Origin of the sequence: Vibrio coralliirubri (assembly GCF_024347375.1) — a bacterium.
GTDB lineage: Bacteria > Pseudomonadota > Gammaproteobacteria > Enterobacterales > Vibrionaceae > Vibrio > Vibrio coralliirubri.
Genome location: NZ_AP025471.1, coordinates 1,152,070 through 1,171,958 on the forward strand (window position 1 = coordinate 1,152,070; position 19,889 = coordinate 1,171,958).

General features: G+C 43.0%; 19 protein-coding genes. 6 read left to right on the plus strand and 13 right to left on the minus strand.

Translation table 11 applies throughout. From position 1 onward, the window contains the following. Nucleotides 1–70: 70 nt before the first annotated feature. Both OCV20_RS21775 and OCV20_RS21780 read right to left on the minus strand, forming a co-directional pair. Nucleotides 71–1,348, minus strand: coding sequence for a peptidoglycan DD-metalloendopeptidase family protein (locus OCV20_RS21775; RefSeq protein ID WP_086775096.1), 1,278 nt, complete (start codon nt 1,346–1,348; stop codon nt 71–73). Between the two features lie 144 nt (nt 1,349–1,492). Continuing rightward, nucleotides 1,493–2,332, minus strand: a complete 840-nt coding sequence (locus OCV20_RS21780) for a tetratricopeptide repeat protein (RefSeq protein WP_086775095.1) — start codon at nt 2,330–2,332, stop codon at nt 1,493–1,495. Between the two features lie 324 nt (nt 2,333–2,656). Here OCV20_RS21780 and OCV20_RS21785 point away from each other — a divergent pair, with 324 nt between their 5' ends. Further along, a complete protein-coding gene (locus OCV20_RS21785) occupies nt 2,657–3,124 on the plus strand; it encodes a cytochrome b (protein ID WP_017079730.1) in 468 nt (155 codons plus the stop codon). A gap of 143 nt (nt 3,125–3,267) precedes the next feature. On the opposite strand, the gene OCV20_RS21790 is transcribed toward OCV20_RS21785, so the two are convergent. The 7 genes from OCV20_RS21790 to OCV20_RS21820 all read right to left on the minus strand — a co-directional run bounded on the left by OCV20_RS21790 (nt 3,268) and on the right by OCV20_RS21820 (nt 10,417). After that, entirely contained in the window at nt 3,268–4,110 is an 843-nt protein-coding gene (locus tag OCV20_RS21790) for an IS3 family transposase (protein WP_108721729.1), read from the minus strand. Next, nucleotides 4,107–4,616 carry a helix-turn-helix domain-containing protein gene (locus tag OCV20_RS21795; RefSeq protein ID WP_086774936.1) on the minus strand — a complete coding sequence of 170 codons (510 nt, stop codon included), beginning with the start codon at nt 4,614–4,616 and terminating at the stop codon, nt 4,107–4,109. Before OCV20_RS21795 ends, OCV20_RS21790 begins: the two co-directional genes overlap by 4 nt. Nucleotides 4,617–4,691: 75 nt before the next feature. Further along, nucleotides 4,692–5,129, minus strand: a complete 438-nt coding sequence (locus tag OCV20_RS21800) for a hypothetical protein (RefSeq protein WP_086775828.1) — start codon at nt 5,127–5,129, stop codon at nt 4,692–4,694. Between the two features lie 206 nt (nt 5,130–5,335). Continuing rightward, nucleotides 5,336–5,602, minus strand: coding sequence for a hypothetical protein (locus tag OCV20_RS21805; protein WP_086775827.1), 267 nt, complete (start codon nt 5,600–5,602; stop codon nt 5,336–5,338). A 233-nt stretch (nt 5,603–5,835) separates the two neighbouring features. Then, nucleotides 5,836–7,620 carry an ABC transporter ATP-binding protein gene (locus tag OCV20_RS21810; RefSeq protein ID WP_086775826.1) on the minus strand — a complete coding sequence of 595 codons (1,785 nt, stop codon included), beginning with the start codon at nt 7,618–7,620 and terminating at the stop codon, nt 5,836–5,838. Next, nucleotides 7,614–9,377: an ABC transporter ATP-binding protein gene (locus tag OCV20_RS21815; RefSeq protein ID WP_086775825.1), complete on the minus strand. Its 1,764-nt coding sequence runs from the start codon at nt 9,375–9,377 to the stop codon at nt 7,614–7,616. The genes OCV20_RS21810 and OCV20_RS21815 overlap by 7 nt, the downstream gene beginning before the upstream one ends. Before the next feature lie 521 nt (nt 9,378–9,898). Next, nucleotides 9,899–10,417, minus strand: coding sequence for an NUDIX hydrolase (locus tag OCV20_RS21820; RefSeq protein WP_086775824.1), 519 nt, complete (start codon nt 10,415–10,417; stop codon nt 9,899–9,901). Nucleotides 10,418–10,719: 302 nt separating this feature from the next. Between OCV20_RS21820 and OCV20_RS21825 the strand changes: the two genes are divergently transcribed. After that, nucleotides 10,720–10,974, plus strand: coding sequence for a putative hemolysin (locus OCV20_RS21825; RefSeq protein WP_086775823.1), 255 nt, complete (start codon nt 10,720–10,722; stop codon nt 10,972–10,974). A gap of 212 nt (nt 10,975–11,186) precedes the next feature. Continuing rightward, on the plus strand, nt 11,187–11,864 hold the full coding sequence (locus tag OCV20_RS21830) for a hypothetical protein (RefSeq protein WP_086775829.1): 678 nt from the start codon (nt 11,187–11,189) through the stop codon (nt 11,862–11,864). A gap of 4 nt (nt 11,865–11,868) precedes the next feature. Here the strand turns inward: OCV20_RS21830 and OCV20_RS21835 are convergent, their stop codons facing one another. Continuing rightward, nucleotides 11,869–12,747: a YdcF family protein gene (locus tag OCV20_RS21835; RefSeq protein WP_086775822.1), complete on the minus strand. Its 879-nt coding sequence runs from the start codon at nt 12,745–12,747 to the stop codon at nt 11,869–11,871. A gap of 311 nt (nt 12,748–13,058) precedes the next feature. Here OCV20_RS21835 and OCV20_RS21840 point away from each other — a divergent pair, with 311 nt between their 5' ends. After that, a complete protein-coding gene (locus OCV20_RS21840; RefSeq protein ID WP_086775821.1) occupies nt 13,059–14,429 on the plus strand; it encodes an L-serine ammonia-lyase in 1,371 nt (456 codons plus the stop codon). A gap of 118 nt (nt 14,430–14,547) precedes the next feature. On the opposite strand, the gene OCV20_RS21845 is transcribed toward OCV20_RS21840, so the two are convergent. Both OCV20_RS21845 and OCV20_RS21850 read right to left on the minus strand, forming a co-directional pair. Then, the gene (locus OCV20_RS21845) at nt 14,548–15,390 is read right to left on the minus strand and encodes an IS3 family transposase (protein ID WP_108721729.1); all 843 of its coding nucleotides are present in this window, start codon (nt 15,388–15,390) and stop codon (nt 14,548–14,550) included. Beyond that, nucleotides 15,387–15,896, minus strand: a complete 510-nt coding sequence (locus OCV20_RS21850; protein WP_086774936.1) for a helix-turn-helix domain-containing protein — start codon at nt 15,894–15,896, stop codon at nt 15,387–15,389. The genes OCV20_RS21845 and OCV20_RS21850 overlap by 4 nt, the downstream gene beginning before the upstream one ends. A 377-nt stretch (nt 15,897–16,273) precedes the next feature. Between OCV20_RS21850 and OCV20_RS21855 the strand changes: the two genes are divergently transcribed. Both OCV20_RS21855 and OCV20_RS21860 read left to right on the plus strand, forming a co-directional pair. After that, nucleotides 16,274–17,752, plus strand: coding sequence for a peptide MFS transporter (locus OCV20_RS21855; protein WP_082242628.1), 1,479 nt, complete (start codon nt 16,274–16,276; stop codon nt 17,750–17,752). Nucleotides 17,753–17,953: 201 nt separating this feature from the next. Then, nucleotides 17,954–18,736, plus strand: coding sequence for a siderophore-interacting protein (locus tag OCV20_RS21860; RefSeq protein ID WP_086774429.1), 783 nt, complete (start codon nt 17,954–17,956; stop codon nt 18,734–18,736). Nucleotides 18,737–18,851: 115 nt separating this feature from the next. Here OCV20_RS21860 and gntR read toward each other — a convergent pair whose 3' ends face one another. Next, complete coding sequence (gntR, locus tag OCV20_RS21865) at nt 18,852–19,853, minus strand: gluconate operon transcriptional repressor GntR (RefSeq protein WP_086774428.1); 1,002 nt, start codon at nt 19,851–19,853, stop codon at nt 18,852–18,854. Nucleotides 19,854–19,889: the final 36 nt, after the last annotated feature.

Consider the following 19,889-nt stretch of genomic DNA (forward strand, 5'->3'; position numbering starts at 1 on the left):
CCTAATGAAAACTCGTTCCAACCCTTTGATGATTAGCCGCCAAAGGGTTAGAACAGTTATAAGCTGATACTTAGCTTGATGTTACGCGTGCAACCTTTTGCCCGGAGAGCATGTCATCAAACGAGGCAACTCTCGCCAAGAATGCACCTTTATTTTCAGGTAAGATAGAACTCGCTAAAGGTAAGTTCGCTTTCATCGAATCCACAGCTCTTCCACGCACCAGTACTTCAAAATGCAAATGCGGCCCGGTTACGCGACCAGTCGTGCCAGACAACGCAATTTTCTGCCCACGCTTAACCTGTTGCCCCTTCTTAACCAAGAATCGGCTCAAGTGCAGATAGCGAGTTTTGTAAACACTGTTATGTTCAATCACTATGTATTTCCCCGCATACAGGTGGTTACGAATAGCAATAACTCGACCATCACCGGTTGAATAAACTGGCGACCCTACGGGTGTTGCGAAGTCAGTACCATTATGCGGAGATATACGTCCGGTCACTGGGTGCTTACGGTATGGGTTAAATGGCGAAGTAATTCTTCGGAATTGTTTGTCTATTGGGTAGCGATTGAACGCTTGCTCAAGGCTGTTACCCTCTCTGTCGTAGAAGCGTCCATCTGAAGCAAGAAACGCGGCAACTTCCTTACCTCGTAACCTAATCGATATGCCTTGGATCTCTGTTTTTCCTGTTAGATGGTCGCCTGTGTATTGCTCATTGACCAACACATTAAACTCATCGCCCGCTCTTAACTGCTTTGAGAAGTTAATCTTGTCTCTTAACGTTCGAGTAATATTGGCGATCTGGGCGGTTGTTAATCCCGCTTTGTATGCTGACGTTGAAAAACTGCCATGAACGGTGCCCTTATAGAGCTTTTCTTTCCATTTGCCAGGCATTTCATGAAATTGGTAATTAAAGCTTCCGTCATCATTTTTAGTGAAGACAGCTTGCTCTACGAGACTTTCATGGAAAATCAGCTCTACGAGTTGTTTAGAGTCACTATCCAAAAGCAACTCTAGGTGATCGCCAGGCTTTATTGTATCGAGCTTCAAAGACTCAAGATCCGCTTCCATCACTTTTTGAACTGTCTCATAAGGCAGTTTCCATGACGAAAAGATGTTGCTGAGCGTATCTCCAACCTTCACGAAGTAATGAACTTTTACCAACGTTCTTGAGCTTGCCTCTGAATCTGTATATGAGTTTGATGCCCCCTCTTGATGAGTTAATAAATCTTTATAAGGGGTGACTTGAATTGAGATTTCTTCTGGTGCTTCGGATTGAAAATGGAGCAAAACGGAAAGCGAGAATGCACTGATAGCGATAACGATCAGGCCAATAGGGAGGAACTTCATAAAATACTTAGCGGTTATAACAAGGAACTTGGCAAGTGTTATAACATAACAATTCATTCAAAAAAATAAACGTAATGTAAGAAACCGTTCCACAAAAGTTGCCAAAATATGGTGGGCGTGTGAAGCCCACCACCTTAAATGACATTACTCTTCACAAAGCGCTTCAAAACGATCTAAGCCGCGCAGCATCTCAAAGTCTGGCTCTTCAGTTAGCAACTCTCTCATTGAACCACTCGCTTCAATAGAACGCTCTAAGTCATCGATCGCTTGGCCTTCAGCACCTAACCTTGCGTAAGCACAAGCACGTTGGTACAAGGCGTGAGCGTTTTGATCGTCCACTTCCAACACGCGATTACATAAGCTCATCGCCCAGTGGTATTCCTGCATGTCCATTGCGGCATCAGCTTTGTAAGTTAGTGCTTCCAAATCACCTGGGCGGACTTTTAAGATCTCATCGTAGATTTCAATTTTTTGCTCGGCAGTTTGAACATTCTGAGCCCTCAACCACAAGTTGTGAATCTCATTGATGATTTCTATTTCTCGGTTGTTCTCTGAGATGATTCGAGTCTTGCGCTTAAGATCCCTTTCAAGAAGGTTAAACTTCTTCTCATAGTCTTGAGCAATCGAATTAAGTCGCTGGTCAGCCATTTCCTTGGTGGTGTGTTTGAGATCTTTCAGTGATTGCCAACCAACCAATGCAATAAGAGAAGCAACACCCGCAATAATGTAGAAGAAATACGTGACCGTGACATTGGCATAGTTCAATGACTTATCGGCGACTGTAAGCTCACGATCGGTCATCTGAATGGTCAAGCGCCTTTCCAGATCTTGCTGTTCCATTCGCAACTGCTTCAGCTCATCTAAGATGTAGCGTTCCATCAATGGTCGGTCTACATACTCTTTCTCTGAGTATTTAACTTCCTCGCTTGCAAAGCTCATGGTCGTTACCAGTGAGAACACTGCAATCAATAGGATTCGAAGCATTTATACATTCCTTATATATTTTATCTTTGTTAACTGTATCTCTTAATCGCAAGACAAGCTAGAAAGTCGGCAATTCTGCCTTCTCCTTATTGGAATCAACACTCTAAAACATCATTGATAATTATAAAATACCTGAAGCAACATCATTAATTTCTAAATTATAAAAATACCGCGTAATACTGTTCTATATAATTAATTCGCGATGCGAATATACCAAAAGTTGATTTATTGCATCGAGATGAATCTTATATTAATAACGATCAGAGCGAGGTTAATTTGAACAACCCACGATACGATTTAATGAGCCGGGTGCTGCACTGGGTCATGGCATCTGTCATCATCTATGCAACAGTCGCAGGGTATGTGATGCACTATGTCACCAGTCATCCAGAACTGTTTTCTTTTCTGTCAGTGCTCAACATGTCATTGGCGACCATTGCGACGCCATTATTCATAGTTCGTTATGTCTGGAGTCACTTTCGCTCATCGCCAACCATGCCACTGTCTGTACCTGAAGGGCAAAAATGCGTTGCTAAACTTGCTCACTCCCTGATGTATCTAGTGATGTTTATGGTTTTCACCACCGGTTATTTGATGCTAAAAGAACCTTATTCGTTATTCTGGTTGGTGAGCGTGAACAACCCAATTACCGACCCTGCAATCAACGGCTTCTTTTTCTATTTACATCGTGCCAGTTGTATTGCCCTAGCCTGTTTAGTTGTTCTTCATGTTTGTGCTGCACTTAAACACCACTTTGTCTCTAGGAACTATGTATTGAAGATGATGCTTTAAATTTTGGAGGGATATTTAAAGTAATATCAGCGATGTTCTCAGTATTCGTGGTAATCATCTGCTTTAAAAAATACAGCATGGTTTACACAAACAAAAAAGCCATAGCATGTTCTGAAGTGACCCCGTAAAGTTGGACATTTCTGTTAAGCGGCTTTCAAGGCCTGAGTTCGATATTCTATCGGAGTCAGGCCTTTTAGTTTCACTTTTATACGTTTGGTATTGTAGTACTCGATGTATTCTTTAATCTGCTCTATCAGAGCATCTGCATCTTCAAAGCTTTGGTTGTGATACATCTCGGTTTTGAGTAAAGCAAAAAAGTTTTCAGCAACAGCATTATCCAAGCAGTTACCTTTTCTCGACATGCTTTGCGTTAACCCACTCTCCGCTACCTTTTTCTGATACTGTCGATGGCGATATTGCCAACCTTGATCGCTATGTATAATTGGCTTTGAGTTGGGTTTAAGCGTTGATATAGCTTCCGTCAGCATATCTGTGACAAGCGGCAAGCAGGCATTTTTGGCCACTCTATAAGCAACCACCTCCTGAGTAAACAAGTCGACAACGGGAGATAAGTATACTTTCTGCTCTTTGACTTTGAACTCCGTGACATCAGTTACCCACTTTTCATCGGGTTGAGTCGCACTAAAATCTCTTTCAAGAACGTTGGGAGCAGCTTTTCCTGACTCTCCTCGGTATGAACGATACTTTTTAATCCTGACCGTCGATTTAAGGTTGAGCTGAGCCATAAGCCTTTGAACCGTTTTGTGATTAAGCACGAACCCCTGATTCTTTAGTTCCAAGTGAATACGGCGGTAGCCGTATCGCCCCTTATGTTCATGATAAATTGACTTTATCAACCGCAGCTCACGTTCGTAGCTATTTTGGCGCTTGCTCGTTTGAGCCTGATAATAAAAGACACTTTTTGCCAACTGTAGAGTGTGCAGTAAGTGCTTTAATGGGTACTTGCCTTTAAGAGTTAGAGCTATGACCGCTTTTTCTTTGTTCGACGGTTTTTTTTCTGCTCCAACTCTTCCAACTTTTTTAGAACGGCATTCTCGGTTCGTAAGTAGACCAACTCCTCTTTTAGCTCCTCAAGTGTCATTTCATTATCAGGCTTAGTGGTACGTTGAGGTTGCTGTTTCATTGAGGGTCTTCCTTTCTGGCGCATTTCGAGCCCCTTGATACCGAGCTCATTAAATCGTTTAAGCCAGACAGAGAGTATTCCAGGGGATGAGAGGTTTAATACAGCGCTAGTGTGCGTGAGAGACCATTCATTCGTCCACATTAAATTCAATGCTTTTCGTTTTGTTTGAGCAGTCGCGGCATGATTAGTTGGTAAAAATGAATCAGTACCATGGATGGCAAAGACTTGAGCCCAATACCGTATCTGCCTTGAAGAAATTGAATATTGTTTTGCTAAGTAGAGAGATGACGTGCCATCTAAGTATTGCTTAGCAATGATACATTTTAGCTCTCGGCTATATTTGGACATAAAAAGACCCCCAATAATTGGTGTCCAACTATTGGGGGTCAGTTCATTCGCTATGGCTTTCTTATTTCAATTTGATTACTTGGTTTGAGTATCAATCATCACTTGCCAGTATTCGCACTTGGCCAAGAACTCTTTTAAATAAAGCTCTGGGTTCGCTAGCTTCTCACCGCCTTTAACATCAGCCCCAGTCACACGCCAAAAGCCACGAGTTACCAAGTTTCGGTGATAAATAAAATCGCTGATTTCATTTGTCTTTAAAGGAAGTTGCTCACCAAACGTCTGTTCGTATAGGCTCAGCGTAGAGGCTTGCTCATTTGGCTTTTCCCTTAAAAAGGTATCCAAATCCAAACCTAACGACTGCTGCTGTTGTTCCTTTGGCAGTGCTTTAGCTAATTTAGAGATAACACTGAACAGAGCCAACTCAACTTTTTGAGACGCTAATAACGATGCACCTAAAAGCGCATGTTCATTGGAAATGTGTTGCTCTGTTGATGAAACGGTTGCTGTTGTCACTGTGTTAACCTCAAATAATCATAACGGGTGTTACTGAACTGGATAGAGTCTTTTCACTAAGCTGAATCTTATTCTTGTCATTAAGAAGAATCTTACAGTTAAGCTGAGTCTTGTAGCTAAGCAAAGTCTTACAGTTAAGCAGAGTCTTACAGTTAAGCAGAGTCTTGTAGCTAAGCAAAGTCTTACAGTTAAGCAGAGTCTTACAGTTAAGCAGAGTCTTTCAGCAGAACACAGTCAGCATTAATAATGGTGAAGCCCGATGCATCTTCATTCTTTTCGACTTGCACTAAACCTTTAAAACCAATCTGCGACAACTTCTTCGCAAGGTGATCCGGTGCTGTTTCAAAAACAACATTCATAAAAGGTAAAGACTCAGCATCAACAAAACCATGCTCGTTAAACAGTTCCATTGCTTGAGATAAATGGTCTGAGTCGGTTAATTCGATAATTTCTACAACTTCTTCCAACAACATCTTCGATTCCATATTCGCCAGAAAGTGACTGACACAAGCACTTACGTTTTGCTCGCATACATCCCGATGCCCGAAGACACCCCTTTAGTAGTAGGGAGATCATAACATATTAATAATCGAAAAATATGTTTAATTTCCCTAACCTATTGGGAATATTAGAAAACAATAGAAACTGGAGAAGCATAGGCAAGGCCAGTTCGTCCCATCGAAAGCAACAGCCTGATTTGAGGCAATCAGGCTACCGTAACTTGGGAATCGTTCGTTTCGACAATCGACTCTTGTAACAAGCCAGCATAAATTCCATTGTGTGCGACTAGCTGTTGATGATTACCTTGCTCAACAATTTCACCCTGTTCCAATACCAGAATCGTATCCGAGTGACGAACGGTACTCAAACGGTGTGCAATCGCAATCACGGTTTTTTCCTTAAACAGACGCTGCATCGCTTTTTGGATGAGGTCTTCGGTGATTGAATCTACCGAGCTGGTCGCCTCATCAAGCATCATCAGTTGTCCACCTTGTGCAACCGCTCTAGCAAACGAAATAAGCTGCGTTTGCCCCACCGACAAATTGGAGCCGTTCTTTTCCAAGTGGAAGTCATAGCTTTGTGGCAATTGTTCAATAAACTTATCGGCGTACACATAGCGTGCTGCTTGTTCAACCTCAGTTCTAGATAGGTGCGTTTTGCCCAGTGCGATATTGAATTGGATTGTCTCTTCAAATAAGTGTACGTCTTGCATCATCATTGAGAACAAATGAGCAGAGTCTTCACTAGAGATCTGCGACAGCTCTATTCCATTCAGTAGAATGCTACCTTCATAGTCTTGGTAAGTTTTAGAGATCAGACGCAGAATCGTCGACTTGCCCGATCCCGTAGAACCCACAAGCGCGATTTGATGCCCTTTCTCCAATACAAACGAGACATTCTTTAGAACGTAGGGAGAGTCGTTTTTGTAACGGAAGCTCACGTTCTTAAACTCAAGGCTCACAAACTGTTCGAGCTGTTTCTCAACCTTGTTAGATGGCAGCAGGTTGCGCCCTTCCTCTTCAGTCGGCTCAACAAACAGCTCTTCAATATGGTCAAACGCTGCGAATGAACTCTGAATCGAAGCAATCTGCGAAGTAAAGTCACGGATCGGAACAAACACTTTCTCTAAGGTGTTGATGAACGCAATAAGCACACCCAAGGTGAGTGCCCCTTCTATCACTTGCTCAGAGCCATACCAGATCATAATTGCGATGGTGATTGAGGTGATGCCAGAGATAAATGAGAACAAAATCGCATCGTATTTATTGATTTTCTTCTGTGCTCTCAGAAACTCATCAGTATAGCCTTGGTAGCGTTGTTCGACTTGCTCTTCCGCTCGATACATCTGAACGGTTTTCATACCAAATAGTACTTCTTGTAAAAAGCCAATACCACGAGCGAGCGAAGAACGAGTCACCTTATAAAAAGCACGAAGTCGGTTTCTCACATACACCGTCAAATACATCACTGGCGGCATGATAATCAACACAATCATCGTTAACTGCCAGTCAATGAAGAACATCATCACCAACAGAGCAATGGTATTGATGCTGTCTTTAACTAGACCTACAACCGACTGAACAAATGTCTCGCCGATGGTTTCCAAGTCACTGGTTAATCGTGAAAGTGTTACGCCAATCGGTGTGTTATCAAAATAGCTGCGTGGCAGTTTAAGCACGCGAGCAAACAACACTGAACGCATGTCGGTTATCGTATATTGACCCGTTTTTCGCAGGTTATACGAATAGATAGTATCCACCACATAACTCGCCACCAGAACTGCGACTAGATAGAAAACGTACTCGAGCAGTCCATCCATATCCCCATGGCTCAGGTGTACATCAATCACTTGAATGATCAGCCAAGGAAACAATAAGCTTGTAATGACAGAGAGCGGAAGCATAGCGATGCCCAGAATCGCAGAGCGTTTGTATTTCTTAGCAAACTTAAAAAAGTGCTTGAGGTACTTGAGATCAACACCTTTTAACATGCTGCTGCCTCCGTTTCATTCTGCTGTAACTGCCATGTATCGTAATAGTAATCACACGTTTTCAATAACGTGGTATGGTCGCCCTTCGCGATCACTTTACCTTCGTTCAACACAATGATTTCATCCATATATTCAAGGGCATTAACACGGTGTGAAACCACAAGTACTGATTGATTTTCCAAGCGCTTAAACAAGCCTTCCAAGATCTTTCGTTCTGTTTCATAGTCGACGGCCGATAGAACGTTGTCCATGATGATCAGATCGGTGGGTTGTAATAAAGCGCGAGCAATACTTAAACGCTGCTTCTGACCGCCTGACAGCATGATCCCTTTCTCACCGACTAAGGTTTGGTCACCATGCTCAAAACGAGTAACGTCACTCGCCAACTGGCTGAGCTCCAGCACTTCATCAACCTGACTCTTTGCCAAGTCAGTATCTAAGCTGCCAAAGCGGATATTGTCCTCGACGGTTGCTGAAAACAGGAAAGGGTCTTGAGTCACGGTTTTCACGTAACGACGCAAGTCACTGCGTGAGAAGCTAGTGATATCCCTTTCGCCAAGGAAAACCGAACTTTCTGGTACATCCAAGTGATGGTTCAAGCAGTTCACTAATGTCGTTTTACCCGCTCCGATTCCACCTAGCACACCCACTTTCTTACCAGCAGGAATATCAAAGCTGATGTCATCAAGAATCACACGCTCTTCACCCGAATAGCTGAAACTGAGATTGCGAACGGAAAACGTTTTTCCCCTTAGCGATTCAACATCTAACTCAGTGAGCTTATCTTCATCAAGCTCGGGAACTTTGGCATTAAGAATAGTCTGTGTACTCTGAATTCCTACCATGCCACGCTGATAAATGGTTGCGATTCTGCCAAGCTGCATCAATGGCATAGCCAGTAAAACTGAGTAAGTTAGGAAAGCAGTAATCTCACCAAGTGTGAGTCCTTGTCTCATTAACATGTAGCCACCTAGCCCAAGAATGATGATTTTCATCAGGTCATTGGCGTAGTCGAGTACCGGCATAAAGAAGACTTGAATGCGTGTAATTTTAAGGCGGCATTCAAGCAATAACTGGTTCAGCTTTTCAGTTTCGGCTTTCACCCAAGGTGACATCTGCTGGCTCTTAATCAAGTCAATCCCAGACAGATAACTCATTAACTGGGCAGACAGGTTTTGTAGGCGCTTCATGTGTTCTAAATGCAGTGTTTTCATACGCTTGAAGCCCACACGGAAAATCACAAAAGCGATTGAGATAGGAATAATCGAATACAGTGTGAGTTCTGGCGATATGCGCCACATGTAAAGAGGCGTCAGCGACAACGCAAGCAACGCATTGAAGAACTGCAAGAAGCCGACGCCAAACAGCAGTCGAATACCACTAAGGTCATTGTTGATAATCGAGATCAGTCGACCCGAAGCAAAGCGTTCATGGAAACTGCTTGGTAAGCGATTCAGCTTTTGTAGAAGTGTACTCTTTAGTGCTGCTTCAGTAATTCGCCCCGGATTAAGCGCATAGATACGAGACAAAATTCTCACCACCACCATGGCAACCGACATACCGACCACAATCCAAACATAGGTTTGAAGCTGTTGGTGGCCAGTTGAAGAGGCATCATCAATCAAATCTATCGCCAATTGGATATAGCGAGGGATCTCTACTTGTAACCAGTTGACGAGAAAGATGAACACAATCGCCAATAAGTACGAGGTGCGATTCATGCGCAGATAATGGGCAATAAACTGTCTTTTATTCATAGTATTCTTTGTTTAGGGCAGGCTCACAGCAAGATTTAACGATATAACCGGGCAGTTAAGCTAGATAGGTTCATCGCTGAGGTAAAGATACATCAAAAACACTTAGTTGACAATATCAACCATATTCAATAGTTAGTTTCGGGTATTACATTTTAGCATTGCTAGAAACAACTTTGCCGCCAAAAGTGGCGGCAAATAAATAGCTTAGCAGGCCTGGGGCTGTTGACCTTTCGTGATTAAGTTTTGTTCGGATGGGGACGCCTAGTCAAAATCGTTTTAGGCGCGGCGAAGAGTATGTAGCCTAGTCATTCTAAGCAAATATTCTTCAACAAAGCATAAAACGATTTTTGTAGGGGCGCCTAGCTCGACCCCTTCGGGCAGCTCTTGTGGTTCATTTCTACTGCGTTATCGGCTTTTCATGTAGGCCAACTACACGTCAAAACCTCTTCCTTGTATAAATTTCCCACAAGATGCCGCAAAACCCAGCTCGAAAGGTCAACAGCCCCAAGTATTGATAACGGCTAAAGCATCTCTTTGGCAATCAAATGCAGCAAAAAGGTTTCACGTTCAATACTCATGCCTTTCTTAGGGCTCTCTGCCATCGTCTTTTCGTTGTGAGCGATCGCTTCCTGGATATTCATCCAAACCGGTTTCATCCCGTTTTTCACTTCATAATCTTCGTAAGCCGTTTCACCAAGCTCACGATCAATCTTGCATGAGTAGCAGTAAGAAATCATGTGCATCATGTCTGCATCGTCTTTATACCAAGGACGAAACTCTTCAAAAATGCCGAACGGCTTGATGCTATGGATATTCTTCGCGCCAGTCTCTTCTTCGAGTTCACGAACCATACCTGCGATCACATCTTCCCCTTCATCCAAACCACCACCAGGAATGGTGTAGTCGTGATAACGCTCTGTATACAGCATCAGAATGTCTTCACCATCTAACACAATGGCACGGGCAGCGTTGCGCTTATAGACCGTTTTATTGTCTAGATGCTCGATATCAGGGTGGATGGTTGTTTTTAGGTGTCTCATGATTCTGACTGCTCTACTGAATTTGGCGGCATCATATCATAATCATCAATAGATTCGAGGTTCACAACCGCCAACCAGGACTGATCGGACGGGGATACTCCAACGGTAACTTGAATCCACTTAGCTTGATCTAACACTCAAAAAGTCGTTAAACATGAAGAAATATCAACCTATTTCAATATCTTGACCAAATTAGGACAACCTTTTCTGAAATCTAAAATATACTAATTTCATAGAGCTTCTCATTTGGTTCTGTAGAACTTAACGCATTCGATTATAGAGTTATCACGTAGGAGATAGACATGAAGAAAATTGGTTTGATGGCTGTATGTGCCGTTGTATTAGGCGGTTGTGCAAACGACTATGCAGAATATAGCGAAGGCCAACGTGTTTCAGTCGCTAACCCAGCAGCGGTTTATTGTGTTCAACAGGACGGTGAATTAGACACGGTTACTGAAAACAATCAGCGTACAACTTACTGTGTATTCGATGACGGCGAGCGCATTGAACAGTGGGAGTACTACCGCAATAACCATGATCAAGAAACTGAAAAGTAATAACTTCTATTACAAGTTTCCAATATCAAAGCTTTAAAACCCTCCCCCTAAAAATTCAATTATGTTACGTAAACTGCCTGCCATAAGGCAGCGGTTTACCGTACACACACACCAATTGAACACCGTTTTATTCCTAACACAACTCTGACATTAGCCTAATCTAGGCCGATAGAATGCCTGCCTGTTACAAATATTTACAAGTAGTGTTGATTATGAAAATACAAACAAAATCGAAAGAACAAACTCAAATGTCACTTGAGATACCAGAGTTCAACCTATCTCAGTCGACCTCTGCGGTAATCTACAAACGCTGTCAAACAGCACTGGTAGTTTTAGCGATTGGTTTTATAGTCAACCTTGCAATCCGCATTGATTTCGTTTTCTTGAGTGGAAGAATCGGTGAAAATTCAGTCACTGAAATGCTACAGCAATTTCTTTTAATCGTCTCTTCTGGCGCATTTGCTTACCTCGCTAAAAAACGTCCTGAGGTAAAACATGCCGCTATGTTAATCAGCGCATTTTTCGCCGTAATGTTCGTCCGAGAATTAGATTATTGGTTTGACATGATCGTACATGGCGCTTGGGTTGTCCCTGCCCTATTGGTTGCTGGTAGCGCAATTTTATATGCGATTAAAAACGGTAAACGAACCATTGATCAGCTCGCGCTTATTCTTGCATCCCCACACATGAACATGTTGGTTACTGGTGTTATGCTTTTACTTGTTTTCTCACGCTTATTTGGCATGGGTAGCTTTTGGCATGGCGTAATGGGAGAACATTATATAAGTAATGTTAAGACCATCGCTGAAGAAGGCACTGAGCTTCTAGCTTACTGTTTGATTGCCTTTGCGAGCTTAAAGACCGTTATTGGCATCACGAGAAAGAAATAATCACCTATCGCCACCAGCAATGTGTGTGATCCGATTCCGGATCTAAATAACGATTCAATAAAGTCAGGTTAGTATCTAGTAGAGCTAGGTATTCCCTGATTTTTTTTATGTCTGTACCCACTGAAGTCTGCTGGATACAGCGCTCCAATACTGGTAGTAAACTCTCCACAATGTCAAAGTCAGATGAACGTCCAACGAGTTCCTTTACGGCTATCAGTGACTCCAACGACAGTCTTTCAGGCTCCCCCCTAACTAACTCCAAATCTCGCTTGAATGTTCCCGCAGAAACACCTTCAAGATAAACTCGATAGGTTGTCAGCACATCCATCCACAAAAACAATTGCCCTTGAGTATTTTGATGAGGATATGGCACAGCAACATGAGCTTCTAGCTGAGGATCGATTTGTAGTTCCACCCCAAGTGCAGAGCACTTCTCGACCAAAACCTTAAGCAAGCCTTGTTCGTCCATTAGTGATTGGATCTCGAAAATACGTTGTAAATGGTAGTCATTCGAAACGAACGTCACCTTCACACTCTGCCCGCGAGTAAACAGCCCGCTTTTAATCATCTCTGAGGCCAAGTTCTGTATGTTCTCGACAGTATTGGTCGAATGCTGCTCGAGTAAAATCGCCCCCAAGGAAAGCGGATGTTCAAGCTTATTTTCAAGCTTCCTAAAATATTGGTGCATCGCATCGGCTTCAGACAGTGTTTGCCCTTTTGTTACCCCACCACAAAATGCAACACCCGTTTTCTGAATAGACTCTTCTGCCAAAGGCCCCACCAGATACTCCACCAAAGCATCAACTCGACTGATGCCTTCATCAGTCAATTTATTCCCATTAAGTCGCTTACCTAGCACAATAAGGAGGTGATTAATGCTCATTTTATGTTCAAGTCTCGTTTTAGTGATTAGATGGAGTGAATTATGTATACAATAGTTCTTAACAAAAGTATTTTTAAATTCCTAAATGTAGCTCGCAATAATGCTCACTATTGATAGCAACATCTTAAGGTACACAAGAATCAACGTGCAGCTATATAAAGCAAAAATAGCACGGTCTTGTATTTCATCGAACTATACGCTTGTTAACATTAATCTCATTGAAAGAATACGCTCACTCAAAGAAGTGAGGTTAACAAAAGATATACTTTAACCAGAGTTCGTTCATCGAACCGTCTTCACAGGAAGTTACTATGCTGTCTATTTTTGATATCTACAAAATTGGGGTTGGCCCGTCCAGCTCCCACACAAATGGACCAATGATCGCTGGGTTTAACTTTACCCAAAAAATTGATGCTCATCTTAAGCAAGTGAAGCGTATTCAAATCGACTTATACGGCTCATTATCATTGACGGGTATTGGTCACCACACAGACAGAGCAACTTTGTTAGGTTTGCTCGGTAACCGCCCCGACACTATTAAGATTACCAGTGCTAACCAAGCAATGCGTAAAGCGATTGAAGATAAATCTCTACTGGTTAGCGGTAACCATGAAATTCACTTCGATGTAGAAAGCGATTTACTCTTCCATAAAACTAATCTTCCGCTTCATGAAAATGGCATGACCATCTCTACCTTTGACGCAAGCGGTAGTCTTCTAGATATGGAAACGTACTACTCGATTGGTGGTGGCTTTATCGCAACCGCTGATGAGCTACAAAACGGCAAGTCAGAGTCAGAAACACAAGTTGAATTCCCTTTTACTTCTGCCGATCAATTACTTGAATTGTCTGAACAACAAGGGCTTAGCCTTGGAGGCTTAATCCTGCGCAATGAAGTCTCATTCCAAGGTATGGATGTGATTGACCAAAAAGCCGACCAAATCTGGAAAGTGATGTCTCTGTGTATGCAACGTGGCTTCGATACCGAAGGCATCCTTGATGGCGGATTAGAAGTAACACGTCGAGCGCCTGCTCTGCTGAAAAAGCTTGAAGCGAATGCCTCGATTGAAAACGATCCAATGGAGATCATGGATTGGATTAACCTGTTTGCCTTTGCTGTAAGTGAAGAGAATGCAGCAGGTGGCCAGGTGGTCACATCGCCAACCAACGGTGCGGCTGGCGTTATCCCTGCTGTTTTAATGTACTACCATCGCTTTATCAAAGAGCTTGATACCAAGCAGCTCAAAGACTTCTTAGCGGTATCTGGCGCTATCGGTATTCTATACAAAACCAATGCGTCTATTTCAGGTGCAGAGGTAGGCTGCCAAGGTGAAGTTGGCGTATCTTCTTCAATGGCAGCGGCAGGCTTAACGGCCCTTCGTGGTGGTAGTAACGAGCAAATCTGTATCGCAGCTGAGATCGCGATGGAGCACTCACTGGGTATGACCTGTGACCCAATTGGCGGACTGGTTCAAGTACCATGCATTGAGCGTAACGCGATGGGCGCAATGAAGGCGATCAACGCATCACGTATGGCACTAAAACGTACGAGTAAATGTCTTATCTCGTTAGACAAGGTTATCGAGACCATGTACCAAACAGGTAAAGACATGAACAAAAAGTACCGCGAAACATCTTTAGGTGGGTTAGCCGTGATCCACATGGCACCACCGTGTGAATAACAGACAAGGACACGAGTGAAGAAACCCTCTACAGAGACGGCATTCTTGTAAACTTAGTTTTCAATATCTCAACAAAGCCAGCCACCATGAAGTGACCCCGTAAAGTTGGACATTTCTGTTAAGCGGCTTTCAAGGCCTGAGTTCGATATTCTATCGGAGTCAGGCCTTTTAGTTTCACTTTTATACGTTTGGTATTGTAGTACTCGATGTATTCTTTAATCTGCTCTATCAGAGCATCTGCATCTTCAAAGCTTTGGTTGTGATACATCTCGGTTTTGAGTAAAGCAAAAAAGTTTTCAGCAACAGCATTATCCAAGCAGTTACCTTTTCTCGACATGCTTTGCGTTAACCCACTCTCCGCTACCTTTTTCTGATACTGTCGATGGCGATATTGCCAACCTTGATCGCTATGTATAATTGGCTTTGAGTTGGGTTTAAGCGTTGATATAGCTTCCGTCAGCATATCTGTGACAAGCGGCAAGCAGGCATTTTTGGCCACTCTATAAGCAACCACCTCCTGAGTAAACAAGTCGACAACGGGAGATAAGTATACTTTCTGCTCTTTGACTTTGAACTCCGTGACATCAGTTACCCACTTTTCATCGGGTTGAGTCGCACTAAAATCTCTTTCAAGAACGTTGGGAGCAGCTTTTCCTGACTCTCCTCGGTATGAACGATACTTTTTAATCCTGACCGTCGATTTAAGGTTGAGCTGAGCCATAAGCCTTTGAACCGTTTTGTGATTAAGCACGAACCCCTGATTCTTTAGTTCCAAGTGAATACGGCGGTAGCCGTATCGCCCCTTATGTTCATGATAAATTGACTTTATCAACCGCAGCTCACGTTCGTAGCTATTTTGGCGCTTGCTCGTTTGAGCCTGATAATAAAAGACACTTTTTGCCAACTGTAGAGTGTGCAGTAAGTGCTTTAATGGGTACTTGCCTTTAAGAGTTAGAGCTATGACCGCTTTTTCTTTGTTCGACGGTTTTTTTTCTGCTCCAACTCTTCCAACTTTTTTAGAACGGCATTCTCGGTTCGTAAGTAGACCAACTCCTCTTTTAGCTCCTCAAGTGTCATTTCATTATCAGGCTTAGTGGTACGTTGAGGTTGCTGTTTCATTGAGGGTCTTCCTTTCTGGCGCATTTCGAGCCCCTTGATACCGAGCTCATTAAATCGTTTAAGCCAGACAGAGAGTATTCCAGGGGATGAGAGGTTTAATACAGCGCTAGTGTGCGTGAGAGACCATTCATTCGTCCACATTAAATTCAATGCTTTTCGTTTTGTTTGAGCAGTCGCGGCATGATTAGTTGGTAAAAATGAATCAGTACCATGGATGGCAAAGACTTGAGCCCAATACCGTATCTGCCTTGAAGAAATTGAATATTGTTTTGCTAAGTAGAGAGATGACGTGCCATCTAAGTATTGCTTAGCAATGATACATTTTAGCTCTCGGCTATATTTGGACATAAAAAGACCCCCAATAATTGGTGTCCAACTATTGGGGGTCAGTTCACCAAGCTGGCTTTTTTATTGGCTAAAGCCCAACAGCTAATTGAAAGTGATACTCACTCAAAATAACTTACAGAATGCTCACCTCTAACTTTCCCTTTATTAGTTCATTACTTAGCCACAAATGATGATGGCTAAATTTCATACCACCATGCATCCACTAGCAAAATCTAACGTTGCAAATTTCATTCATGAAAAATATGAATGCACTCATAAGAAAAGATATATCGAGTAAAGTTCTGTTTGGGACAGATGTTTCAGTTTATGTATTACTAGTAATGATATTATAATCGGGTAATTACACTACATATTAATACAAATGTGAGAATAAAATAATGTGGAATAGATTAAACAAATCAATGATGTTCTGCCAAATGATGTTCGGACTTTCGTTCTATGGCGTCATGGTGATCTTGACTCGTTTCTTCCTTGAAGATCTGAACTACAATGAAGCCGACACTATGATGGTTGTTGGTGCTTTCTCTGCAATCGGACCGCTATTTGCTATCGCAGGTGGCTTTATCGCCGACAAGTTTTTAGGCGCTTACCGATCTTTAACCATTGCCTTCCTAGGCTTCGCAAGTGGTTACGTTTTACTGGTACTTGGTGCAGCAGCAACCAACGTTCCGATGGCATTATGTGGTATTGCGTTAGCAAGTTATGCACGTGGTTTGATGTCCCCTTCTTACCCAAGTCTTTACAAACGCACGTTCAAAACTCAAGAAGATTTTGAGAACTGCTACCCAATCAACTACTCAGTAAACAATATTGGTGCTCTGTTAGGCCAATACCTGTTCCCAATGCTAGTGCTTGTTGTTGGTTTCCACGGTGGTTTCCTTCTTTCAGCGGTTCTAGCCGGTGCTGCGCTTCTAATGATGATCTTTGTTCGCAAAGGCCTTGTTGAAGCAAGTGCTGAAATCGACCAAAAACCAGTAAGCACTAAAAACTGGGCAGCGTTCCTTGGTCTTTCTGCAGCAATGATCGGCTTGGTATTCTTCATGTTCTCTAACATGGATATTGGCCAAAACATCGTATACGCAATTGGCGGTGCAGCGATTATCTACTTTGTCTCTTTGATGATGAAATCGAAGAAGTCAGACATGCTGAAAATGGGCACTATCTTAATCATCACATTCCTGACGACATGTTTCTTCGTATACTACGGTCAGATGATGACTTCGATGACAATGGTAGCGATCAACACAATGCGTGGCGATCTATTTGGCTTCATCCCTGTTGCACCTGAAGCTTCAATGGCAATGAACCCACTATGGTGTATGGTTGCTGGCCCTATCATCGCGGGTATCTTCTCTAACCTAGAAAAGAAAAACATTAACTTCTCAACTGCAACCAAAGTCGGTTTCTCTTTCATCCTTACGGCTATCGCTTTCGGTATCCTAACGATGGCAGTAACGACAGTGGGTGAGGATGTTCTGATCCGCCCAGAAGTATTCCTTGCGATTCACTTCTTCCTAGCATTCGGTGAAGTGATTGTAGGCTCAATGGTTGTAGCCTTCATCCTGTCTGTTGCACCTAAACACATTGAAAACTTCTCAGTAAGCTTGTTCTCTGTTGCTATCGCACTATCAGGCATTGTTGGCGCGGTATTCTCAACGTCTATTGCACTAGAGAAAGGTCAAGAGATCACACAAGAGATCGTGCAAACGGTTTACGGTGATTACTTCCAAATGCTGACTGTTCTTGCAGTCGTGATGGTAGGTATCGCAATGGCAGCATCGTTCATTATTCGTAAGATGCTAGAAGCTGCGAAAGCCGCTGACGAAACGATTGAACTAGAGCAAGCAAACAGCTAATTCTGTTCACTTAATAACACCTATCCTAAGAGCTCTTTAGTTTTCTAAAGGGCTCTTTTTTTGTCGGTTCTGTTTCTTAATAGAATCTGTCGCATCAGTTAGGTTGTACATGTGTAAATCAAAGTAAATGATAACTATTAGTATTGAGTGTTTTTGGGTTCAGGATTATGATGTGGAAATCAAAATCTAAGAGAGCCTTATATGAGCAAGCCTAGCCCTATCACATTAACCGTTACTCAAACCTCAACAATTACTCCAAACATGCAGCGCATAACGCTTAACGGTGAGGGATTAAGTAAATACCCAACAGAATGTGCCGGCGGCTACATCAAGCTTTTATTCTCGCCACTCGGCACAACTGATTTAAGCCAGCTAAACGAAGGTGAGCGCCCAACCATGCGCACTTACACCATTCGTCAGTACAACCCTGTAGAACAGTGGATTGAAGTTGATTTTGTTCGCCATATCACTACAGATTTGCAATGTGGTTTTGCGGCTCGATGGGCAATGAATGCAAAAGTGGGCGACACGGTTTCAGTGGCTGGTCCAGGTTTAATTCAAGGTCTTAATCTAGAGTCAGACTGGTTCTTCTTAGTTGCAGACATGACTTCCCTACCTGCGCTTTCTGCAAAAGTAAAAACGCTTCCAGAAACAGCAACGGGTCACGCTGTCATTCAGATCAATTCAGCAGCAGATAAGCAAGCACTTGAAACCCCTCAAGGCATCAAAGTAACCTGGTTGATTGAAGATGAAACCTCAGAGTCACTTGCACAAACCGTACGCAACACAGCATGGTTAGAAGGTCAGGTTTCAGTATGGACTGCGTGTGAGTTTGAAAGCATGCGTGAGCTAAGACAATACTTCCGCAACGAAAAAGAAGTTGCAAAAGAGAACATCTATATCAGCAGCTACTGGAAACGTGGCGTCACTGAAGATGGTCACAAAGTGTTGAAACAACAAGATGCTCAAGCTTTAGCTGGTTAAGTCTTTTACTACATAGACCCCCATACTAGATAAAGAGAAAACGCCCTTAACGAAGTTCGTATCGCTAAGGGCGTTTTAGTTTGAATCCGATGAAGAGCAAGGCTGAAATGTAAAATTAAATACTCTCACCCACTTCGATCTCGTAACCGAGATCCAGCTTCGCTACCCATTCTTTATTGCCTTGTAAACGCGCTACAACTTGCTGTGCAGCGACTTTACCAATCTGCTCCCTTGGTGTTACTACAGTCGCTAAACGAGGCGTCATTGCCACTGTGATGTCGTGCCCGTGGAAACCTGCAATTGCCATCTGCTCTGGTACTTGAATACCACGACGTACACATTCGTAAAAAGCACCAATGGCCAAATCATCGTTGGTACAGAAAATGCCATTCACTTCAGGGTGCTTCTCTAGTAACTCACCAATCAGTTTCGCACCCAGAGTAAACGAGGACGCGTCTTCGGTTTGCAGAGTCACGGGCACTTTATCAGCTTCTTGCATCGCATGTTCATAGCCCGCCATTTTTAAGCGAGTTCGCTCATCCATACGAGCCGCTAAGTAAGCGATATTGGTGCGTCCTCTGTCGAGCATGGTTTTGGTCATGGCTCTAGCCGCTTCGAAGTTATCAAAGCCGACAGCTTGTTCAATTCTTGGCGATACCGAGTCCATAATCTCAATCACTGGGATTGAAGCGGTCTGCAGCATTTTTCGAGATCTATCGGTGTGAACATTCTCAGACAGAATAATCGCATCCACATTGTACGAGAGCAGCGAAGCGATGCTTTGTTCTTCCAGTTCAGCGCTATAACCATAGTGGGCAATCATGGTTTGGTAGCCCGCAGGCGCGGTAACTTGTTCAATACCACGGATAACTTCGGCGAAAACTTGGTTAGTTAACGAGGGAACAAGCACACCGATAGCGTTACTTTTAGCGTTGGAAAGGATGTCTGGTGCTCGATTAGGGATATAACCGAGCTCGTCGACGGCAGCGTTGATCTTGTCTCGCAGTGCTTCAGACACTTGAGAAGAGTCTCGCAGACAGCGACTGACGGTCATTTTGGTGACACCAACTAGGTTGGCAACATCTTGTAATGTGGGACGTTTTTTCTTATTCGACATAGTATTTAATTGTTATAGTTATGAATTATGTTACTG